General features: G+C 47.1%; 24 protein-coding genes. 15 read left to right on the top strand and 9 right to left on the bottom strand.

The genetic code is table 11. The features are described from left to right. The first annotated feature begins 56 nt into the window (after positions 1 to 56). The 4 genes from KNP99_RS00510 (at position 57) to KNP99_RS00525 (ending at position 4,293) form a co-directional block, all read left to right on the top strand. A complete protein-coding gene (locus KNP99_RS00510) occupies positions 57 to 494 on the top strand; it encodes a YaiI/YqxD family protein (RefSeq protein ID WP_088836799.1) in 438 nt (145 codons plus the stop codon). A gap of 70 nt (positions 495 to 564) precedes the next feature. After that, the gene (locus KNP99_RS00515; RefSeq protein WP_251132133.1) at positions 565 to 2,214 is read left to right on the top strand and encodes a sensor histidine kinase; all 1,650 of its coding nucleotides are present in this window, start codon (positions 565 to 567) and stop codon (positions 2,212 to 2,214) included. 19 nt (positions 2,215 to 2,233) lie between these two features. Next, the gene (locus KNP99_RS00520; RefSeq protein ID WP_215192959.1) at positions 2,234 to 3,988 is read left to right on the top strand and encodes an EAL domain-containing protein; all 1,755 of its coding nucleotides are present in this window, start codon (positions 2,234 to 2,236) and stop codon (positions 3,986 to 3,988) included. Between the two features lie 59 nt (positions 3,989 to 4,047). Further along, on the top strand, positions 4,048 to 4,293 hold the full coding sequence (locus tag KNP99_RS00525; RefSeq protein ID WP_214845452.1) for a hypothetical protein: 246 nt from the start codon (positions 4,048 to 4,050) through the stop codon (positions 4,291 to 4,293). 112 nt (positions 4,294 to 4,405) lie between these two features. Here the strand turns inward: KNP99_RS00525 and KNP99_RS00530 are convergent, their stop codons facing one another. From KNP99_RS00530 to KNP99_RS00540, 3 genes are read right to left on the bottom strand one after another with little or no spacing between them, the layout of a single operon-like run. Further along, positions 4,406 to 4,975 carry a class I SAM-dependent methyltransferase gene (locus KNP99_RS00530; RefSeq protein ID WP_215192960.1) on the bottom strand — a complete coding sequence of 190 codons (570 nt, stop codon included), beginning with the start codon at positions 4,973 to 4,975 and terminating at the stop codon, positions 4,406 to 4,408. Between the two features lie 24 nt (positions 4,976 to 4,999). Further along, the gene (locus KNP99_RS00535) at positions 5,000 to 5,974 is read right to left on the bottom strand and encodes a DUF4003 family protein (protein ID WP_215192961.1); all 975 of its coding nucleotides are present in this window, start codon (positions 5,972 to 5,974) and stop codon (positions 5,000 to 5,002) included. A 55-nt stretch (positions 5,975 to 6,029) separates the two neighbouring features. Next, a complete protein-coding gene (locus KNP99_RS00540; protein WP_215192962.1) occupies positions 6,030 to 6,551 on the bottom strand; it encodes a DUF1836 domain-containing protein in 522 nt (173 codons plus the stop codon). A gap of 115 nt (positions 6,552 to 6,666) precedes the next feature. Here KNP99_RS00540 and trhA point away from each other — a divergent pair, with 115 nt between their 5' ends. The 3 genes from trhA to KNP99_RS00555 all read left to right on the top strand — a co-directional run bounded on the left by trhA (position 6,667) and on the right by KNP99_RS00555 (position 8,448). Beyond that, on the top strand, positions 6,667 to 7,314 hold the full coding sequence (gene trhA, locus KNP99_RS00545; RefSeq protein ID WP_215192963.1) for a PAQR family membrane homeostasis protein TrhA: 648 nt from the start codon (positions 6,667 to 6,669) through the stop codon (positions 7,312 to 7,314). A 109-nt stretch (positions 7,315 to 7,423) separates the two neighbouring features. Next, positions 7,424 to 8,122, top strand: coding sequence for a ribose-5-phosphate isomerase RpiA (gene rpiA, locus KNP99_RS00550; RefSeq protein ID WP_214767460.1), 699 nt, complete (start codon positions 7,424 to 7,426; stop codon positions 8,120 to 8,122). 68 nt (positions 8,123 to 8,190) lie between these two features. Next, positions 8,191 to 8,448 carry a hypothetical protein gene (locus KNP99_RS00555; protein ID WP_214801210.1) on the top strand — a complete coding sequence of 86 codons (258 nt, stop codon included), beginning with the start codon at positions 8,191 to 8,193 and terminating at the stop codon, positions 8,446 to 8,448. A gap of 41 nt (positions 8,449 to 8,489) precedes the next feature. Here KNP99_RS00555 and KNP99_RS00560 read toward each other — a convergent pair whose 3' ends face one another. The 3 genes from KNP99_RS00560 to KNP99_RS00570 form a co-directional block, all read right to left on the bottom strand. Continuing rightward, the gene (locus KNP99_RS00560) at positions 8,490 to 8,894 is read right to left on the bottom strand and encodes a DUF350 domain-containing protein (protein ID WP_029333388.1); all 405 of its coding nucleotides are present in this window, start codon (positions 8,892 to 8,894) and stop codon (positions 8,490 to 8,492) included. Positions 8,895 to 8,906: 12 nt separating this feature from the next. After that, entirely contained in the window at positions 8,907 to 9,083 is a 177-nt protein-coding gene (locus tag KNP99_RS00565) for a hypothetical protein (RefSeq protein WP_167331096.1), read from the bottom strand. Positions 9,084 to 9,147: 64 nt separating this feature from the next. After that, positions 9,148 to 10,260 (bottom strand): GGDEF domain-containing protein, encoded by a 1,113-nt coding sequence (locus tag KNP99_RS00570; RefSeq protein ID WP_215192964.1) that lies wholly within the window; start codon positions 10,258 to 10,260, stop codon positions 9,148 to 9,150. A 288-nt stretch (positions 10,261 to 10,548) separates the two neighbouring features. Here KNP99_RS00570 and KNP99_RS00575 point away from each other — a divergent pair, with 288 nt between their 5' ends. From KNP99_RS00575 to KNP99_RS00585, 3 genes are read left to right on the top strand one after another with little or no spacing between them, the layout of a single operon-like run. After that, positions 10,549 to 11,295 (top strand): methionine ABC transporter ATP-binding protein, encoded by a 747-nt coding sequence (locus KNP99_RS00575; protein ID WP_215192965.1) that lies wholly within the window; start codon positions 10,549 to 10,551, stop codon positions 11,293 to 11,295. Continuing rightward, a complete protein-coding gene (locus tag KNP99_RS00580; RefSeq protein ID WP_215192966.1) occupies positions 11,288 to 11,950 on the top strand; it encodes a methionine ABC transporter permease in 663 nt (220 codons plus the stop codon). The genes KNP99_RS00575 and KNP99_RS00580 overlap by 8 nt, the downstream gene beginning before the upstream one ends. Before the next feature lie 18 nt (positions 11,951 to 11,968). Next, positions 11,969 to 12,784: a MetQ/NlpA family ABC transporter substrate-binding protein gene (locus KNP99_RS00585; RefSeq protein ID WP_214767473.1), complete on the top strand. Its 816-nt coding sequence runs from the start codon at positions 11,969 to 11,971 to the stop codon at positions 12,782 to 12,784. A 159-nt stretch (positions 12,785 to 12,943) separates the two neighbouring features. Here the strand turns inward: KNP99_RS00585 and KNP99_RS00590 are convergent, their stop codons facing one another. Then, positions 12,944 to 13,888, bottom strand: a complete 945-nt coding sequence (locus KNP99_RS00590) for a DUF2268 domain-containing putative Zn-dependent protease (protein ID WP_215192967.1) — start codon at positions 13,886 to 13,888, stop codon at positions 12,944 to 12,946. A gap of 149 nt (positions 13,889 to 14,037) precedes the next feature. Here KNP99_RS00590 and KNP99_RS00595 point away from each other — a divergent pair, with 149 nt between their 5' ends. From KNP99_RS00595 to KNP99_RS00605, 3 genes are all read left to right on the top strand, one after another. After that, positions 14,038 to 14,778 (top strand): hypothetical protein, encoded by a 741-nt coding sequence (locus KNP99_RS00595; RefSeq protein WP_214801237.1) that lies wholly within the window; start codon positions 14,038 to 14,040, stop codon positions 14,776 to 14,778. Positions 14,779 to 14,795: 17 nt separating this feature from the next. Then, positions 14,796 to 15,503: an AAA family ATPase gene (locus KNP99_RS00600; RefSeq protein ID WP_088836814.1), complete on the top strand. Its 708-nt coding sequence runs from the start codon at positions 14,796 to 14,798 to the stop codon at positions 15,501 to 15,503. A gap of 172 nt (positions 15,504 to 15,675) precedes the next feature. Then, positions 15,676 to 15,996: an antibiotic biosynthesis monooxygenase gene (locus tag KNP99_RS00605; protein ID WP_214767482.1), complete on the top strand. Its 321-nt coding sequence runs from the start codon at positions 15,676 to 15,678 to the stop codon at positions 15,994 to 15,996. A 42-nt stretch (positions 15,997 to 16,038) separates the two neighbouring features. On the opposite strand, the gene KNP99_RS00610 is transcribed toward KNP99_RS00605, so the two are convergent. Together KNP99_RS00610 and KNP99_RS00615 are read right to left on the bottom strand one after the other, a co-directional pair. Continuing rightward, on the bottom strand, positions 16,039 to 17,037 hold the full coding sequence (locus KNP99_RS00610; protein WP_088836816.1) for a FecCD family ABC transporter permease: 999 nt from the start codon (positions 17,035 to 17,037) through the stop codon (positions 16,039 to 16,041). Continuing rightward, entirely contained in the window at positions 17,037 to 18,044 is a 1,008-nt protein-coding gene (locus KNP99_RS00615) for a FecCD family ABC transporter permease (RefSeq protein WP_214811111.1), read from the bottom strand. The genes KNP99_RS00610 and KNP99_RS00615 overlap by 1 nt, the downstream gene beginning before the upstream one ends. A gap of 104 nt (positions 18,045 to 18,148) precedes the next feature. Here KNP99_RS00615 and KNP99_RS00620 point away from each other — a divergent pair, with 104 nt between their 5' ends. Next, the gene (locus KNP99_RS00620; protein ID WP_215192968.1) at positions 18,149 to 19,633 is read left to right on the top strand and encodes a helix-turn-helix domain-containing protein; all 1,485 of its coding nucleotides are present in this window, start codon (positions 18,149 to 18,151) and stop codon (positions 19,631 to 19,633) included. An 87-nt stretch (positions 19,634 to 19,720) separates the two neighbouring features. Further along, positions 19,721 to 20,638, top strand: coding sequence for an ABC transporter substrate-binding protein (locus KNP99_RS00625; RefSeq protein ID WP_214804907.1), 918 nt, complete (start codon positions 19,721 to 19,723; stop codon positions 20,636 to 20,638). The last annotated feature ends 90 nt before the right edge of the window (positions 20,639 to 20,728 follow it).

Raw genomic sequence — 20,728 nt, forward strand, 5'->3', positions numbered from 1 at the left:
GGACAGATAGGTAAACAGATAGGTAAACAGATAGGTAAACAGAGAGGAAGAGGGAAATGAAAGTATTAGTCGATGCCGATGGGTGTCCGGTCGTTGATTTGACAATCCGGTTAAGCGCCGGGGTGGACGTGTTTTTAGTCTGTGATACAGCGCATGAATTTAACCGGGCGGGGGCGACGACGATTACAATTGGACAAGGTCCGGATGCGGTCGATTATGCAATCGTCAACCGGATTTCACCGGGTGATATCATCGTCACACAAGATTATGGACTGGCGGCACTTGCCTTAGCGCGTAAAGGACGACCGATTGACCAGAATGGACGAATTTTTACAGATGACAATATTGATTTTCTCTTGCATACGCGGCATGTCGGCCAACAAATTCGTCGGGCCGGCGGACGGACGAAGGGACCGAAAAAGCGAACGCGCCTAGAAAACGAGCAATTTGAAGTGTCCTTCCGCTCCTTACTGAAGCAAGAAGAATTCAAATGATGTATGCCGGCCTTCTCATACGCGTGGTATAATTTTAGAAACGATTTTTCAGCTAGGAGGAAAAAATTCATTGAAAAAAGTCATGCGGTACCGTCCAACTAAAAAAACACGACCATATCGTTTGAAGAGTGGATCGTTTCCTTCGATCGAGCAAAGTGCGGATGTCACGACGGATCAGCAACAAATCGGTCAGCTGAAACACGACTTGCTCGCAGCCGAAGATAAATTAAGACACCGAAATGAAATCATGGAAACACTCGCGACACAAAACGTCGAATCTGCGTGCGAGACGCTTCTGTTGAAGCTGCTTCCGCTCATCGGATTGACGCGTGGTGCAATCATTCTCTACCGGCGCGAACAACTCAGTCATGTCGTGACAGAGGCGGTGGAAGAGATGGAGTTGATTGAAAAGGACTTAGATCAATATTCCGTTTTGCGCCGTGCATTCGTGATGCGAAAGTCCGTCCAACTGCCGATTGAAACAGGAGGATATGAGTCCGCGATTCCAATCCAGTCACCGAGTAACAACAGTGTCGTCGGGTTGATTTATTTAAAGCATGAGTTCGAGCAATTTAATTTAGAACAAGTCGGAGACATCTTAGACTTGTCACGCAAGCTCGGGATGACGTTAGAGCGACACCTCTTGTTCCATCAGATGGAGCATGAAAAAATCAAGACGTACCAGTTACTCGATTCGATTCGCGAAGCAGTCCTCTACATCGAGAGTAGTGGCGAACAAATCTATGCCAACCAAGCGTTGCTCGATATGTTCCCGCCAAAACTGTTGAATCAAGCACAAGGATTTCGGCATGCCTACGAGCGGGCGACATCGCTGTTTGAGCACGTCGACCAACCGGATGCGTTGCACGATTATATTGGTCAGCTGATGAACGGTGATATACCGGGTGAAACGATTGAACTGTCAGCCTTTCGAGGCAATCTCTTGCTCAGTGCCTATGCGGAGCGGATTGCGATTGCGAACGTCGAGTGGGGCATGATGCTCGTCTTGCGCGATGTGACGAAAGATAAAGAACTCGACTTGAAGCAAGCTGAATTCGTGTCCATCGTCTCTCACGAACTGCGGACGCCGCTCTCTTCAATCATGGGATTCACAGAATTGTTGATGAAGCGTTCCCTCGACGGACCCCGTCAAAAGAAATACCTTGAGACGATTTATTCCGAGACCGTCCGTTTGTCTGAGCTGATCCACGACATCCTCGAAATTCAAAAGGGTGAAGATTTGACGCAAGGGGCAACGAAAAGAACGATTGATTTAAAGAAACTGCTGATTGAAATGAAAACGATGTTCGAGTTAGCGAGCAGTGAACATACAGTTCGGATGGCGTTCGGTTCAGGGGCGCATCTCTTGATGGCAAGCGAAGAAAAAATGAAGCAATTGTTTACGAACTTAACCATGAATGCGATCAAATACTCACCGAATGGTGGAAACATCGAGATACGTACTGAAGTGACAGCGCAGGACGTCCGGATTGAAGTCGAAGATGAAGGAATTGGAATTCCGGATAAGGCGTTACCGTTCATTTTTGATAAATTCTACCGGGCCGATAATTCGGATACCCGGAAAATTGGCGGAACAGGTCTCGGACTTGCGATTTGTAAAATGATCGTCATGGACCATGGGGGTTCGATTTCTGTTCAGTCAGAAGTTGGTGTCGGAAGTCGCTTCATCGTTGAGTTCCCGATTCATCCGATGTCATGATACGAAAGGAGGCAGCACAATGGATAATTCTCAAAGCCGCTACGAAGCCTTACATCCGCTCGTCGAAGAAATTTTAGAGAAACTCAGTGAAAAAATTGGCGTCAATTCGTTATTTTTCGCACTGAATGATTCAAGTAGCAACTTCATCGTCAAAGCAATCAATCAAGATCAAGAATTGATTGAAGAAGGATCGACGCATGTGTTCAACCACGTCCTTTGTAAACTGGTCATCGATGAGAATGCAGGAAAAATTCAAATCAATGAGTTGTTGACGAGTCCATTGACGGTCGACCATCCCGTCACAAAGGCATTAGGAAACGGGAGCTTTCTTGGCGTCGCAATCAAAAACGCCGACAATGAGAAAATCGGAACGCTTTGTGCTTTTGACGATCGACCATATGACTTCTCAGCGAGCGATTTAGCATTGATTGAACATTACGCTGATATCATCAGCAAATCGATCAGTGTCGAAACATACGTCATTAAAGATGCCTTGACGGATGTGTACAATGAACGGTACATGAACCGTTTGATTTCAAGTGTGACGATTCATCCGGCATTTTTAATGGTCTTGAACCTGGATAACTTTCACGCTGTCAATGCCAAATTCGGATACCGTGTCGGCAACCGGGTTTTACAAGTTCTCGCCGATCGGCTGAAATATGTTCCGATTCCGAATCATGTTGTCGGACGGAAGGACGGCAATGAATTCATCATTCTTGCGCCACTTGATGAACGAGAGTTTGAACAAACGGGTGCGATGTATGCCGATTACATCATGGCAGCAATCGAGGCGCCGATCGCGGACATCGGATTTGAACCGATTCATTTGACGGCGTCGTCCGGTGTCAGTTTGTTGACGGGGGATTATACGAACCGACAGACGCAAGTCTATGCGGCAGAGGCCTTGATGCAACAAGTGAAGCTCGATGGGAAAAATGGAATGCTGTTCGTCAATCAACAGCGGGAGTTCGAACAGCATCCGTTCGCTTCCGTTCTTGAAGAAGAGTTGACGCATGCGTTAGAACGCGGGCAATTCGAACTGTATTACCAGCGGATTCTTGATATGAAGCGAGGGATGACCGTTGCGGTCGAAGCCTTATTACGCTGGAACCATCCGGTGCTCGGATTCGTCAGCCCGACTGACTTCATTCCAATTGCAGAACGTATGGGGGTCTTTGGCGACATCGGTCGATTTACGATTCGCCAAGCGATTGCCGATCGCGAACGGTTCGAAGCAGAATTCGACTTACCGGTTTCGGTTGCGGTCAATCTTTCCGCGAGTCAATTTCAGTCGAATCAACTGTTAGAAGAACTCTTGTCTTTTTCGAAGCAAGCAAACTTTAAACAAGATCGTGTCGTTCTCGAGATTCGGGAAGAAGTATTGCAGACGGGACGGAAAAAAGCAATTGAGCGCCTTGAACTGTTGCGAAGCGCGGGATACCGCTTGACGGTCGATCATTTCGGTAGCCATTATGCATCGCTCAATTCATTGCTTCATCTACCGGTCCAGGCGGTCAAGCTCGATCCGATCTTCACCCGACGTTTGGCTCAAAATCAGCTCGAACAGTCGATGATCCGGTCGGTCTATGCCTTGACGGAGGCGCTCGGTGTTTCGCTCGTCATTCAAGAGGTCGAGACATTATCGCAATACAAGCAAGTAGAAATGCTAGGCGAACGTTTATATGTCCAGGGGCACTATCTGCATCATCCGCAACCGCTCGATAAGTTGATTACGGACTTTGCGAAGAAAATGCAACCTCTTGATGTTTAACGGAAATCGTTCAGGGAATACTCTTAACTGTAGCTTAATTCAGTTAAGGGGGATTTCTCATGAATGAACAACACGATAAAGAAACAGATCCGATTACATCAGGTAATCAGATGACGAATGATGAAATTGCGGGACGTGATAAAGACGCGGCACCGGATACTCGCGATAAGCACGATCAAGCAAAAAACCAAAAAGCGGATGCCGAGAAATCAGACGATGCGTCTGATGAGCAACCGGATCTTTCGCATGAAGCAGACGATGACTCTGACGTCGAAGCGAACGAGGAAACGAATCAAGATAACTAAGTGAGCGAATCGTATTCGTTCCACGCACTTAAAAGGCATCGACTCTTTCAGATGAGTCGATGCCTTTTTGAATGCAAATAAAGAGGTTGTCTGGCAAAGACTTCTTTTTCGTTCAATCGGGCTGAACGGGACCTCGCTTTTTTACGGCGAGCAGATGGAATGTTGCATTTGCTTCTGCATATTCGGTATATGTGTCAGCGAGCGTTTCCCATTCATAAAGAGAATCAGAAAGAATATTTTTTAATACCTGTTCGCGGTTTGTCCCTTGCAACATGCAATTGACGAAGACTGCGCCTTCGCGCAACTGGTTCAAGATGTTGTTTACGAACGTCGTTTCGTTCTTTAAATCAATTTTATGGAAATGCAGCATCGAGTCTAACAACACGACATCGATCTGTTCGGAAATCGGAAAGGCATAAGCATTGCCGACAATGCCTTCGACAACATAGCCCTTTACTGAAGCGTGTTGGTTGAGCTGGGTGATACCGACGACGGAATGATCGACACCCGTCACGGTATAACCCAACTGTCCGAGTAACAAGGCGTCCCGTCCTTGACCACATCCTAAATCGAGCACGTGTCCCTTCGGTTGATATTCACTGAAAAAAGAGACGAGTCCCGGATAAGGCTGTCCAAAATAATTTTCATCTAAATAATACGTATCGTACGCAACTTTTTTCATGGGAAACCTCCTGGAGGATCATCGTCAAGCATCGCTACTGCTACTTCCCGCATCGCCGTCAAATCCGCCGTCGACCATTCCGCCATCTGTCGCATGCGACGTGTCAGTAATATCGATTGGAAACAGTAAAAAGGGGACTGTTTCCGTCGCAATGTCGTCGATCGTCGGAGCGAGTTGAGCAAACAGTTGTTGCAGTGTCGGATGATTCGCAAGATAGAGCCGGACAGCCGTTAAAAAAAGTAAGTCCTTTCGATGCTTGAAGTGGACATCCGAGCGGAGTTGCTCGACGATTTGGTCGAGTTTTGAAGCATGTTCGGCAGGATCACCGAGTAAGGCGAGCAGACCGTGGAACGCAAGTGGGATGTGAGATTTACGATAACGTGCGTGCGACGCCCGTAATTGGTCGACATACGCCTCGAAATCGTCTTCAGGTAAAAGTGAAAATAGGAGAGCGACGATATAGGTCTGTTGGGCGCGACCAAACCGTTTCTTCAACAGATCGTAAGCATCTTCCACTCGTGCAAGAAGATGCTCGACCTCACCGCGCTTGTAACATTGGAAAAAGAAGAATGAGCCGAGTAAAGGGGAAACGATGAAACGGTGTTGTTTTTTGGCGAGTCGGTAAAGGGATAACGTCCGATGTAAGTGAGCGTCTGATGGATTAAGCCGGCTGATCAGCAGAGCGGTCGAGAAGGCATTTGCAGGATGCGTCATGCGATGCGTCGCAAAAAAACTTTGAATCGACATCATTTCCGTGATGCGCTCAAACGGAGACGCATCAAAAGCGTGGATTTTCGATGCGAGGAGCAGTGCCTGGGTCTGGTGCGAATGTAAGTGAAGTTCGATGTAATCAGCAGTCTGTTCGAGCGTCGAAAATTCTGTCGCATAATGACCAATCGTTTGATCAAAAGCAAGTTCGATCAAGATATTGTCTTGGTAGCTAACAAAATACTGTCCTACGTCTTCGAGCTGATGCAAAAAGCGTGTGCTTTCCTCCATCACAGCCCACCCCCATCTTCATTTTCCCTATTTTACCATGAGCACCCGGTAGAAGTTAACCGTCGAGTTGATCAATCATTCGTTCGGCGGCACGTCGATAGAGATTGCTCATATGTGCAAGTGAAAGGATTTGTTGCAGCTGATCGATTGGTTCGTTTTCATCAGCCGACGCTTGCTCAGCTTCGAATGTCTCTAGATTCCGTACCGTGTTTTCCAGGTAGCTTGCATAAAAGGCTTCCAGATTGAGCGTCTCGTTTGCGACACCTTGATTCAATTCAGTCAATGTTGCTTTGATGTCATTGATTGAGACGGTTCCTTTCAGTTGATAAATCAAGCTGATCAAAATGAGATGATTCTTCGTATACTTTTTATTCGTGACGGGGAAAAAGAGTTTCTTTTTCGCGTAATTGTTAATCATCGTCTTCGTCAAAATCGTTTCGCCTTCTGTCCGCGTCGTTGCTTCAAACGTCCGTTCGAACAATTGAATGACTTGATCCATATATAAGTCGATGTTCGGAATATCGTCTAACTGGAATTGGCGATCGAGCGGTCGCAATTTGTCGTCATCGTGTGTCATTAAAAAAACCTCCATGAAATTTACAGGTAATGCTTTCTATTTCTCTACTATATGATAAGATATCTATATAACGCCATGTAGTATTGAAAACTACATAACTTTTGGAGGGTAACTTATGAAAACGTATATGCGCGAACCGATTAATGGATTGACTCATCTCGGGGGAGCCATCTTTGCCTTTGTCGGACTTCTTGCTCTAGTCATCAAGGCCTCACTTGAACGGGGCGCGGTCATCGCCATTGTCGCGGCCATCATTTTCGGAGTCAGTATGATCGCCCTGTATTCCGTCTCGGCAACTTATCATATGGTACTTGCAAGTGACCGGGCGATCGCGATTTGGCGCCGCCTTGATCACTCGATGATTTATTTATTGATTGCCGGATCCTACGCACCGTTTTGTCTCATCAGTTTGAACGGACCGACCGGTTGGGTATTGTTCTCGATCGTCATGTTGATTGCCGTCTTCGGAATCACATTTAAGTTAGTCTGGTTCAACAGTCCGCGTTGGTTATCGACGACGCTTTATATCGGAATGGGCTGGATCATGGTCTTCGCGATCACGCCGCTTGCCGCAGTTCTGTCGCCAGTCGGAATCGGCTTACTGTTCCTCGGCGGAATCTTTTATACTGTCGGTGGAGTCATTTACGGATTGAAACCAAGCGCATTATCGTTCAAGCACCTTGGTTTCCACGAAATTTTCCACGTCTTTGTCTTACTTGGAAGTCTCGCACACTTCTGTTGCGTCTATTTCTTCGTCATTTAACGTTCATGAACCGGGTACGACGGAGACGTCGCACCTGGTTTTTTGATTAAAAGGCGCAGGATTCGGGAAAACTATCAGTGAACTGGAATTAGAGAATGGAGGGTGAACGATGCAAGAACAGGATAAAGCATTGATTGCGCAAGCTGCACTCGCATATGTAAAACCCGGCATGACACTCGGTCTCGGTACGGGTTCGACGACACGCTATTTTATTGATGCTGTAGGAAAAGCAGTGGACGAAGGATTAAAAATCGAAGCGATCGCGACGTCGATTGAGACGGAAGAACAGGGCAAGCGGCTCGGAATACCGATGCGTCAGTTACGTGATGTCGAACAGCTTGATCTCGTCATCGACGGAATTGACCAGATTGATGAACAGTTCCAAGTCATCAAAGGTGGCGGCGGCGCATTGTTCCGGGAAAAGCTCGTCGCGCTGCAAGCACGCGAAGTGTTGTATCTCGCAGACAGCTCGAAGTTCGTCCGCCAGTTGATGGGACCTTTACCGGTCGAAGTCGAACCGTTCGGACGGACACACGTCGAACGACTTCTTGCGGACAAAGGAATTTCCTATACACACCGCGAAACGGCGGGAGAAGCATTCGTGACGGATGGAGGCCATTTGATTTTGGATGTCGCCCTGGATCGTGTCCCGGACGTCGCCCATTTCGTACGGGAATTGAAGTCATGGAGTGGTGTCATCGAAACCGGTTATTTTGAGCGGCAACCGGATCATGTGTTGACTCTAGAACACGGAAATATCAAACTGCTTGCCCACCCAACGCTGCGGAGCGGTGGCGGAATCGTTTGAACTTGACTCAACGTAGTCGGGATAGATAAGTAGTGCATCATTACTCGTTTTTTTAAGGAGGAACAGTCATGAAGCTACGGAAGCGATTTTTATTTGGAGCCGGTGTATTGGCAGGTACAGGACTTGTTATGAAAAAAATGAAATCACGCCGCCCGCCGAGTCATTTGAAGGAGTATTTGGACCACCTCGATCAAGATGAGAGTCAAGATGCGGATAAAGACGAGGATGAAGTAGGATTGACGAAGCTTGATTCGATATACCGATCAGAGTGGCAAGCGAACGGATTCCCGCGTTCGCAACAAGAACTCGATGAATTAGATAAATAAAAAAATGACAGAAGTCCGCTTCCGGATTTCTGTCATTTTTTTTAGTATGTAAGAGACCCGGCGATGATTAAGCCGATTGATAACGAGAGGAACAATAACAATAAACCAACGGCTTCGTTGTTGGCATCGATTTCCTTCGTCATGCTGAGACGCGGAATGAGCAGATCGGCAAGATAAAACAGGACGATTTGGAAAACGATCGCGAGAGCCCCCCACAAAACCATGTCGAGGATGCTGACAGAGTTTGCGATACTTGAATAAAGCACGATCGCAAGTCCGAGAATCCGTCCGCCGAACGCATAGACGGCTGCTTTTTTACCTTGACGAATCAATTCCATTTCCTTTGATTTCGTCGTCACTTCAAACAGGACAACACCGATTGCGAGCAAGAGCGTCGCTACACCGATATAGGCGAGTGTTGATAAAAACAAGTCACTGAATGCCATACCATTTCCCCCTTAAGAACGTTTCTTGTTGTTGCGGTCTTTTTTTTGCTGAATCGCGACATAGAGCTCAAGTAAGGCACCTACTAAAATCCCGGCGGATACATACAGATAAAAATTATCTCCGATAAATCCAAACAATAAACCGAGGAGAAGACCAATGAAAATGTACGGTCCTTTTGTTAACTTCATATTCTTCACCTGCCTTACTATCAAACGTAGCTGATTTTTTTGATTACGTCCATCCTTAATTGAATCACGTCGTCGTCGCGATCTCTTCTTGTACGGAATGGAGCGTGACTTGGTTTCGACCGGATTGTTTAGAAGCATACAGTGCTTGATCGGCATGGCGGACTAAATGATCAATATTTGCAGTCGTCTCTTCAAAGCTTGCGACACCAAAGGATGCCGTCACGCGGAGTGTTTGCCCGGTCTGCGTCGTGAAAGGGGCAGTTTCAATGCGCTCACGCAATTCTTCAGCGAGGGCCAAGACGTGCGTTAACGCAAGATTTGTGATGATGAGTGAAAATTCTTCACCGCCATTTCGTGACAGGTAGCCAGTATCTCCGACTCCATCACGTAACCGTTTTGAGAATTGACGTAACACGTCGTCACCAGCCTCATGCCCGTACGTATCATTGACCGACTTAAAGTGATCGATGTCAATCATGACGAGGGCGACCTGCTGCTCATTGAAGATACTTTGCCGTTTAATGTCCGTTAAGTAATCTGAAAAAACACGCGAGTTGTGAAGACCCGTCAAAAAGTCGATTTGCGCTTTATGTTGGAACGTCCGTAACGCAAGCTTCGTCATCCGGATGTCTTGGATGATGAGTAAAGTCAACCAGCTACTGACGAAAGACGCAGGGGTGATGACTGACAGGATTTCGACGATTTGACCGGTATCGCGTAAGACGATGCCTAAAATGACAGCGTGCAGAAGCGTCGCATAAAGCGTCACCGTCATGAAGGTCTTTTTTGAATACAAAGGCATCAGTTTGACAATCAGGGAGATGCCGACAGCGAGACTGATGATGAAAAAACATGCTGCATAAGCTGCAAAATTCGTACTGATGGTAAAGCGGTAAACGATGATGGCGACAGTCACGATGAACGTCGGCAATGGGCCAGCGAAATAGGCGGCGACAATGACCGGGATATGCCGTAAGTCGACTAAAATTCCAGGGGCCGGTTCAATCGTCATCTGCATCAACACAATCGCGAGGACACTCAAACATAGACCATACAAAATACGCAGTGACTGTTTAGAATCCTGTGTAATCGGTTGAGAAGATAATTTTCCGAGTAAGTAAAATCCACTCATTAAAAAAGTGATATTGTGAAGAACATCGTAGATGATTGTTTTCATATGTCGTGGACTCCTTTTAAACCGATTATGTCTATTGTACTATAATGCCGACATCGATTTTCAAAAAAAAATCATTAGTGCTTCGTCTAATCGTTGAGAAGTGGGCATATGCTCTCATGACTTCAAAAAAATACAGGTGACCTCAACGGTGAACATGAGATGTATGTGTTTATTTGACTGAATGATTTATTTAATTAGCGAGATAACGCGGGAAAGAAAAAAAGCATTCGGCATGACAAGGAATGGGAGCTTACGATAGAATGGAAAATGGCAAAAGGGGGAGGGCACATGATTACATTACATACGGTCAGTAAAGCATTTTCCAAACAACCCGTCATTCAATCAGTATCCTTAATGATTGAACAGGGTGAGATACATGGCATCATCGGTGCGAGCGGAGCAGGTAAGTCGACACTGCTTCGGCTGATGAACCTGCTCGAACGACCGGATGAAGGCGACATTGAGTTTGATGGCATCAATTTGCTTGCTTTACCGCACCATAAATTGCGGGGTGTTCGCCAAGACATCGGGATGATTTTTCAAAACTTTAATTTGATCGCGAATAAGACGGTCGAACAGAATATTTTGGTATCCCTCGAACTCGCGCGCGTGCAGAAGCAGGAGCGTGCCGCGCGGGTTCAGGACTGCCTCCGGTTCGTCGGATTGGAATCCTTTTCTGACAAGTACCCAGCCGAACTGAGCGGCGGTCAGATGCAACGTGTTGCAATTGCCCGTGCGCTTGCCAATCGGCCACGTGTACTCTTATGTGACGAACCAACGTCCTCCCTCGACCCAAGTACGACGTCGGAGATCTTACGGGTTCTTCAAAACATTAATCGGACGCTTGGTGTCACCATCGTGCTCGTCAGCCACGAAATGAACGTGATTCAGAGTATTTGCAATCGCGTCACGATTATGGAGAACGGTCAGATTCGCGATACGGTCGCGACTGAACCTGCAGGTGTTGCCGAAATCACGAGTGATGCGGGTTGGTTCTTAACGCAGCTGACCGAACGGGGGAACGCGGATGCCTGACATATTAATCGAGTACGCAGGGGAAGTCAGACTTGCCATCGGACAAACGTTCGTGATGGTAGGGGTCTCGATTCTTGCTGCAGTGCTGATCGGACTGCCGGTCGGAACGCTGCTGTTTTTATCGCGGAAAAATCAGTTGCTCGAAAATCGTTTCCTGTTCTCCGGTTTGAATCTGCTAGTCAACACGGTCCGCTCCTTTCCTTTTTTGTTACTTGTCGTCTTTTTGATTCCGTTTACACGGTTGATTATCGGTACAGCCATCGGGACGGCAGCAGCGACCGTTCCACTTGCGATTATCGCGATCGCCCATTATTCCCGGCTCGTCGAACAATCGTTACTTGATGTACCAAAAGGCGTCATCGAAGCAGCGATCTCAATGGGCGCGTCGACACGAGAAGTTGTCGTGAAATTTTTATTCGTTGAGGCCCGGTCCGGACTCGTTCTCGGTCTGACGACATCGATCGTCAGTTTTATCTCCTACTCGACGATCATGGGAGTGGTCGGTGGAGGGGGCATCGGAGATTTTGCCGTACGGTACGGGTATCAGCAATTCCAGACTGAGTTGATGATGTACATGATCCTGATTATGGTCATCCTCGTTCAATTGATTCAATTCATAGGTACGAGAGTAGCACGATTGATTGACAAACGTTAAAAGAAAGTAGGAAATGAAATGAAAAAACTGATGATGATGTTGACAATAGTTGTCCTGGCCTTAGCAGGTTGCGGAAATAGTGATGACAGCGATACCGGTTCTACGGAAGAGACAAAAACCTTGAAGGTCGCGTCACTGATTAAACCGATGACGGAAATTCTTGATCTCGTGAAACCACAGTTAAAGGAAGACGGGATTAACCTGGAAGTCGTCGTTCTGAGCGATAACGTTCAGCCAAACAGTGCGCTGGCAGCGAAAGAGGTCGATGCAAACTTCTTCCAACACGTTCCGTATATGGAGGAATTCAATCGGAATAACGATGCGAACCTCGTTCCGATCGAACCAATCTATTTTGCCAATTACGGTGTCTACTCGAAAGAATATAAATCAATCGATCAACTACCGAAGGGGGCCGTCATCGCGATGGCGAACGACGTCTCGAACATCGACCGTTCGCTGTCGTTACTCGCCCAGCATGACGCGATTAAATTGAAAAAGAAGACAGGATCTTACTATACGATGAAGGACATCGTTGAGAATAAACAAGATTACAAATTCAAGGAAGTGGACTTATTGATGCTCGCGCGTCTTTATGATGATGCTGACGCGGTCGTCATGACACCGGCTTATGCAGCACCGCTCGGTCTGACGCCGAAACAGGATGCACTCGTCACGGAAGGCATCGAGAATGACTTTGCGATTACCCTCGTTGCCCGGAAGGACAATCAGGATGCGGAAGCGATTCAGAAGCTTGCGAAAGCGATGACGAGTCCGGAAGTCAAAAAGTTCTTAGAAGAAAATTATGATGAAACGGCGATACCGGCTTTTAACTGATACTCAAATAAAAGTGACTTGTCGGACAATCGCTAGAACTCAGTTTAAAAATCACCCGCTTCACACGTCCGCTCGGCGTCGTGTAAAGCAGGTGATTTTTTTAAAACGATTGTTGATTAAAGCACAATAGACGGTCTGCCTGATCAACTCAAAACCGCTTTAATGTGCCGTCAATTGTTTTGCATAACCGCTTTGCTCTAAAATATCGCCTGTCGGTAGATGCGTCCATTTTTCAACGGAAGTGTCGGGATTTTTCTGAATGAAGTCGGTCATAATCGTATTTCCGATTGCATAATTCGACCAACCGGGGATCTGCAAATCAGAATTACCGTTCTGTAAGTCTGAGAATTTGGCGTGATACGAATTTATTTCATGCAGAACATGCTTAAAGGAATGGTCGAGCAGCGGTTCTGTCCAAGGTGGATTGACATCTGGATAAAGACCTTTCGCAAATAAGTCCGCTTTTCCTTCCGAAATGATATTATCGGCAATCGATGAAATTCCAAGCTTTTCGAGTAAAACGGTGTGATGGTATTCATGGGCAACTGTATAGGCAAGCATCGATTGATCGACATCACGATCGATATAAAGCACTAACAGATTTTTGGCGAGTGCAATTCCTGTCACACCACCCATTCGTTTGTTATTCACGGGATTATCTGAATTAATTGGAGCGACTAGAACGACTAAATCGTTTTGGCGGGGTAACTGTTTTGATGCTTGTTGTAACGATTGTTTGATTTGTTGCTGTATCTCGGTTTGATGCTGCTGTAAGTAGGTAACATTTTCTTTTAAGTGTTTGAGATCGTTCATCGGTCGGTCGAGCGGATTATAGACACCAAGCTGTTCCGAAACCTGCTCCTGCTCACGGATACGATCGTTTTCCTTTAAAACGTATTTTTCGAACAGCGCTCCATTTTCAGTCGGAGCTTTCAGTGCCGCATCGACATATGACTGATAGGCATCATACAGTGGGATGATTTTAACTGTTTTATTATCTTGCGTGAAGGTAACGTCCGTCGGCTTGATTTTTTGTGCTTGCGGTTCCTCGGAGCACCCGGCGAGTAAGCTGGCCAAGACGGCACTCACGATCAATCGTTTCATTCCGATCACATCCTTTCTTTTGGTCTGTGGGAGAACGTTCGAAGAAACCATTTTTTGAAACATTTCTTCTTTTGTTAGCGTATAGTAAGATAATGTAAGAATCAATTTGATTATGGATTTTATTGGATTACACACTAGGAGGGAACCGCGTGCGGAAAAGTTATGAATTCTTTTTGCTTTACAACAAAGAAATGTTCTTCAATAAGTTTGCTTATCTCTATACGCTCGCCGTACCACTCGTCATCATTCTCCTCAATCACTTCGACTGGTTCAAGGATTCCCCGACGTGGACGGTCTTTCAGTCGGCGATGATTCAATTCTTTGCGATCATGATTGTGTTGACTGCAATCAATGGAATTGGCATATCATTACTCAACCAACGGGAGAGCGGCTTTTTGAAGATGTATACGTTTTTGTCCGGGCAAAAATTCCCGGTCATCTTCGGACGTCTCATGTCGCAATGGTTTTTCCTCACGTTGAACATGTTCGCTGCCAGCCTGATGATGGCGGTTTTGTTTCATCAACCGTTGCTGAAGACCGTGCTGATGACCGGATTGCTTGCGCTCATCATCCCGTTACCGGTCTTTGCCTGTAGCCTGCTGATTGCAGCACTCCCATTGAAGCCGGAGACGATGACACCGCTCGGGACGATTTTAATTTTTGCCGTCTTCATTTTCATCGATGTATTTGAACTGACGGATAATCGATTGCTTGCGTATTTTTCATTCCTGAATCCGGCGAATTTAATTTTGAATGAAGCCCGCTTCCTGACAGGCAGTGTCAGTGACGGGATGATGGGCTTGTCGATTCTGACAGGTATCATGGTTTATTTAGTAGTCGGCTACGTTGCCTATCAGCGGTTGTCGATCACGTCAAAAACAAATCGTTAACGGAAGGGGACGGACAAATGCAACTCGGGACAATCGATTACAGCTATGATGAAAAACGGATGATTTTAGATAAAGCGGATCTTGATCTCGATCCGGAACGGTTGAACGTCGTGATTGGTTTAAACGGATCAGGGAAATCGACGTTGTTTGACGTCGTCGCCGGGGCGCTCCCGGCGGACGGGTTTCATCCGCCGTTTGAACGGGCGGAGATTCTTTATCAGTTGCAGCAGGCACCGCTTCCGCCGATGCTGAAAGGAAAAGATTTGGTCCGGTTGATTTTGAAAAGTGACCGGACGGAGCCGTTCCGTTCGTTATGGGATACATATGTCGCCTCGTTACGCGAACAGGAGCGAAGCCGGTTAGAGCGTCTGCAAGACTTACGGCTCGGTCAGATGTCAGCTGGTGAAAAACGCTGGCTGGTCATCCGGACGGTCTGTCATCTCGATCGTACACTCTACATCTTTGACGAGCCGACGGTCGGGCTCGACCCGGAGTCACGGCGTTTCGTCGTCGAAGCGATCGGTGCGTTACTCGACCGTCAAAAAATCGTATTATTGTCGACGCACATATTGCATGAAGTCGCCCACCTGCCGTGCAAGATGCATTTTCTCCATCATGGAAAAATCGTCTACAGCGGCTCCTATCATGCCTTCGTCGCGCGTTATGAAACCGATAATCCGGATATCGCGTTTGAGCGTTTCTTGTCGGAGCAACCAACCGCCTAAACTAACCTGTTCAAGATGCATTCGAACGCGAGTGTATCTTTTTTTTGCGTTGAATTACTCGAATTTCAAAAAAATGAAATAAAATTTAGTACGGGATTGACAATTTTAAGGAGTATAATGTTATATTGATAGTGAAAATGAGATTCATTATCAATTGAGGAGAGTGAGACATATGTTTATCCAACTGAAAACCATTCGTGTTGAGCACGGCTACGCGGAGACAATGATTGAACGATTTGCAGGAGAAGGCATCATCGAACAGCAGCCAGGATTCGTTGATTTGAGCGTTTTGAAAAAAAAGCGGACACGCGGCGATGAGGAAGTCGTGATTTTAATCCGCTGGGAATCCGAAAAGGACTGGAAAGCCTGGGAAACAAGCGATGTCCATCTCGCAGGTCATCGGGAGCGCCGTGGTCAGCCGGCACCGTCCTATATACTCGATAGCAGTCAAGTATATTATGAGATGCTCGGTCAAAAAACGAAAAGTGTGTAACATGTGACCGATTCGTTAAAGCCTTGACGAATCGGTCACACTTCATTTACGAAAAAGCAATACGATAAAGTACGGTGCACCGAGAACGGCGATGACGATCCCGACCGGAATATCGGCCGGGGCCAACAGATTTTTTCCGATTAAATCAGCTAACAATACGAGCAGACTACCGACAAGCGCGGCAACCGGAATCAGACTGTAATGGTTCGGACCGACGAGTCGTCTCGCGATATGAGGGGCGAGCAGACCGATAAATGAAATCCCTCCGCCAGCCGCCACGCAGGCTCCAGCAAGAGCCGCAGCCACGAACAGAATACGTTTACGGGTACGTTCAACCTGAAGTCCTAAGGTTTGTGGCAGTGAACCGCTCAATTGCAATAAGTTCAACGAACGGCTCTGCATAAATGCGAGTGGGATGAAAAGGACGATCCAGGGCGTAAGCATGAAGACGGACGACCAATCTGCCTGCCAGATGCTTCCGGTCAGCCAGACGGTTGCTTGCTGGAAATCTCTTGGATCCATCTTCAACTGAAAAATGATTAAAAGGGCACCGCATAAAGCATTGATTCCGACGCCGACCAACAACAGGCGGGCAGGCTGTAGTGAAGTCGCTCCTGCCAGCCGATAAATCGTCCAGGCGACGAGTATTGCACCGAAAAAAGCGACGAATGGCAAAAGCGGGAGCTGATGTAAAGCGGAGCGAAAATAAAACAGGGTCATGACGACAAACAGCCCGGCCCCTGCATTAATCCCGAGAATACCCGGGTCGGCCAAAGCATTGCGTGACATGCCCTGAAGCAGTGTCCCGGAAACAGCAAGACCTGATCCGATCAAGAGAGCCAGCAGCATCCGGGGCAGTCGCAGGTCAATCAAGACTAACCGTTCTGCATCCGTTCCTTGCCCGATTATGGTCCGGCTGATTGAACTGAACGAAACGGGAAGAATGCCGGTTGAGAGGCTGTATAAAAATGTAACGATAAGAAGAACACATAAGCTAAGAAACGTAAAACGTGATTTTTGAAAAGCGCTCCACATATCCATCAGATCGCCAACTCCTTCCGTCGTGCAAGGTAAAGAAAATAAGGAACCCCGATTACGGCCGTAATGGCTCCAAGTGGTGTTTCAAACGGGGGATTGACCATTCGTGCGAGTAAATCGGAGACAATGAGAAGTGTCATCCCGAATAATGCACTGACCGGCAGGAGAAGATAATAATTCGTTCCGACAAGAAAACGACTGATATGTGGAATGACAAGACCGACGAAACCTATGACACCAGCGATGGATACGGCACTCCCGGCAAGCAGGACGATACTGCAAAATCCGAGAACCCGGACTTTCGTTAACGACGATCCAAGACCTGCCGCGACCTCTTCTCCAAGCGAGAGAACGGTCATGCTTCTCGCGATATGTAAGGAAATCGCCGTACCGATTAAGACGATGGGAAGAAGAACATGGACATGTTCCCACTTAGAGCCGGATAACCCGCCAGCATACCAGAAACTTAAATCTTGGGCAACTTGATGGAACAAAGTGATGCCTGTTGAAAGCGCACCGAACAATGCACTGAGTGCGGCTCCGGCGACGGTCAACGTGACAGGTGAAAAACGGCCACGTGCAAAAACCGTAATTAGAACGATGAGCCCTGTACCAAGGGCTGCACCGCCAAAAGAGAACATCAGCGAACTGAAGAAGGAATGGGCAGAAACAAAAGCCAGGGAAATCGCGACCCCAAGACCAGCCCCGTGGGTAATGCCGAGCAGGGACGGGTCGGCCAATGCGTTACGGGTCAATCCCTGCATCATCGTTCCTGACAAAGCCAGGGCAATTCCGACAAGTCCTGCGCAGATTAAACGCGGCAGGCGGACTTCTTGAATCAATTGGTGCTGCAGGTTATTGGCATCAAACGAATGGAACGATGCGAGGACTGTATCCGAAGAAACCGGAAAAGCTCCGTAAAAGAGTGATAATCCGCTACATAAGAAAAACAGAAAAAGCGTAATCAAAAGAACGATAGCTGTAGGGTGAGGGCGTGCAGATGCATCCATAATCGTCTCTCCTTTTTAAATGAGAATTATATTCATTATCAACGCGATTAAACTTACATCGAATAGCAAATTTTTGTCAAATGTTTTTTTAGGGAGCAAACACTATGGAAGTGAATTTAAAGCCATTAATCATCCAAAAATACTGGTTGCTGGAAGGGGACCGGCAACCGGTCAATTCGGGCATCATCATTGTTGTTGTCGGCAAGGTGTTTTTATATGACGGCCGCCAACGGCTACAACCGGGTGAAAGCGCCTGGGTCGATCAAACGCAGGAGGTACTGGCAGCTACGAAAGAGAGCAGTCTTGTTTATCATCTTGCCGTAACTGGAGACCGTTGCCCACTTTACCGGCAGGATCCAGAACAACTTCACGCACAGTTGCGAAGAATGAGTACGAGTCCGACGACCGTCAAGGGGATGCTACGCCAACAGCGTCTCGTTTATGAGTTGCTTGAGACATTAAGCCACGAACAGGAAAAACATGTATTCGAACAAGTGACGAAAGAATGGCTAGAACAACTAGGCGATAACCGTCCCGTCAACGAACTGGCAGTGGAGCTCGGGATGTCTGTACCGACATTTAATCGGCTGTTTAAGGAGCGATATGCCGAAACACCTAAAGCGTACTTAAATCAACTCCGCATTCGAACGGCGAAAGAGTGGATGCTGACGTCGCCGGACATGACGTTGGCACAAATCGCTCAAAAGGTTGGTTTGCAAGATGAATTTTATTTTAGCCGTTTATTCAAAAAGCGGACAGGTTCGTCTCCCACCCATTTTTTGAAGCGTGCTTCACCCCGCATCGGTATCGCCAGCCGTCTTTTATTGCAGGACCACTTGCTGGCGCTTGGTCTGCAACCGATTCTTGCACCAAGTTATCCGACGGAATACGGTGCGAGTGGCCTACCTGTATTTTTAACCGATTTGGAAGGTACCCAGTTTTATGACGCCAATCGCCCCGCACCGCGGGAAGTGTTTGAATCGATGCAACTGGATTTGATCATCAAGACACCAGATCTCGATAAACAGCATGATGTCAGCTGGTCGCCGCCAGAACACGTCCTCGAATTGCCCCGCCAGACGTGTTGGAGCGAGTATCTGCGTCTGCTGGCAATCGCAACAGATCGGGAAGAGCGCCTGGAACCGATTATGGAAGAGGTCGACCGGTTGGAACAAACCGTTCGGGAACGGATAGCGTGGCACCGGACGGGGACGTGGGCGGTAGTTTGGGTTCGCCCGGACGAGGTGCGGCTTTATGGAACGGGTCAGCATACGATGCTTGATTTTTTGTTTCACGATGTAGGGATGACAAGTGCGACCGGTTTACCGGAGACGGTTTACCAATCTGTCACATTATCAGAACTGAAAATGATTGAACCGGACAATCTATTGATTTTATGGAGCCAACAGACGGATATCGAACGGATTCAACATGATGCCGCCTGGCAAACGCTCAAAGCAGTCAGCACGCATCGCGTCTTTTGTCCGGACAGTGTTGACTGGGATCCATGGGGACCGCTCGGACGGATTCATATGTTACGCCAATTCCTGATTTACATCGAACAGGACAAACGATTGATTTGTCCATGAAAGTTGACGGGTTCGTCCATGTCATTTTTAAGTGATAATGATTATCATTACTAATGAAGAACGAGTTTGAGAGGAGAAAAGAAAATAATGAAAAAAATCATAGGGGTAACATCAGTCCTTGCGACATGTGCAGTTTTAGCTGCATGTGGAGGGGAAGCAAGCGAACAGCCGGCTAAGCAGACAACAGCCGTCCATACGGTCGAACATATTTTCGGGAAAACAGAAGTTCCGGATAATCCGAAGAAGGTCGTCGTCTTATCGCACGTCTCATGGGAAGGCTCACTTGTTTCAGTCGGCGTTAAACCGTATGCGGTCATGGCATATGACAATGAGTTTCCGCCCCACTTGACGGAAGAACTGCAAGGAACGAAAGCCTTACCATATGCCGACGAAATTAATCCGGAAGAAATCGTTAAGCTCAATCCGGATTTACTGATCATCAGCGACCGTTACAAACCACTTTACGATAAACTGGCAAAAACGATTCCGACTGTCGCAGTCGAAGTCGGCGGGGACTGGAAAGAAGATCATTTGAAAGTTGCGGAAGCTGTCAACAAAAAAGCGGAAGGGCAGGCAGTCATCGATGACTTGTCGGAAGAAGCGAAGAGTATCGGACAACGCATCAAGGACAGTGTCAAAGACGAAACGTTTATGGCCGTATCGGTCAATAAAAAAGATATTCGTGTTTACGGTCTGACAAATCATGCGACAAACTCATTGTTGTTTGACGATATCGGATTAACACCGACGAAAGGTTTACCAAAAGATTTCGGGGAGAACATTTCCATCGAAGGGTTGGCGAAATACAATCCGGACCATATCATCGATCTGTCCTACTTCAGCAGCGGTCCTTACTACGATGAAGTAACAAACGGAAAGGTCTGGAAAGGATTAACGGCAGTAAAAAAAGATCAAGTTCATCAGCTATCAACGACATGGGGCTTCTGGGACCCGATTGAACGTGAAAAAGGGTTAAAAGAGCTGGAAGACGTCTTACTGAAATAATCAATTACAGAGCAGGAAGAGGAACGGGGAAACCCGTTTTTCTCTTTTCTTACAATGAGAATCGTTATCAATTGATGGAAGGATAGTGGC

The sequence above is a fragment of the Exiguobacterium sp. s95 genome, assembly GCF_018618655.1.
Classification (GTDB): domain Bacteria; phylum Bacillota; class Bacilli; order Exiguobacteriales; family Exiguobacteriaceae; genus Exiguobacterium_A; species Exiguobacterium_A oxidotolerans.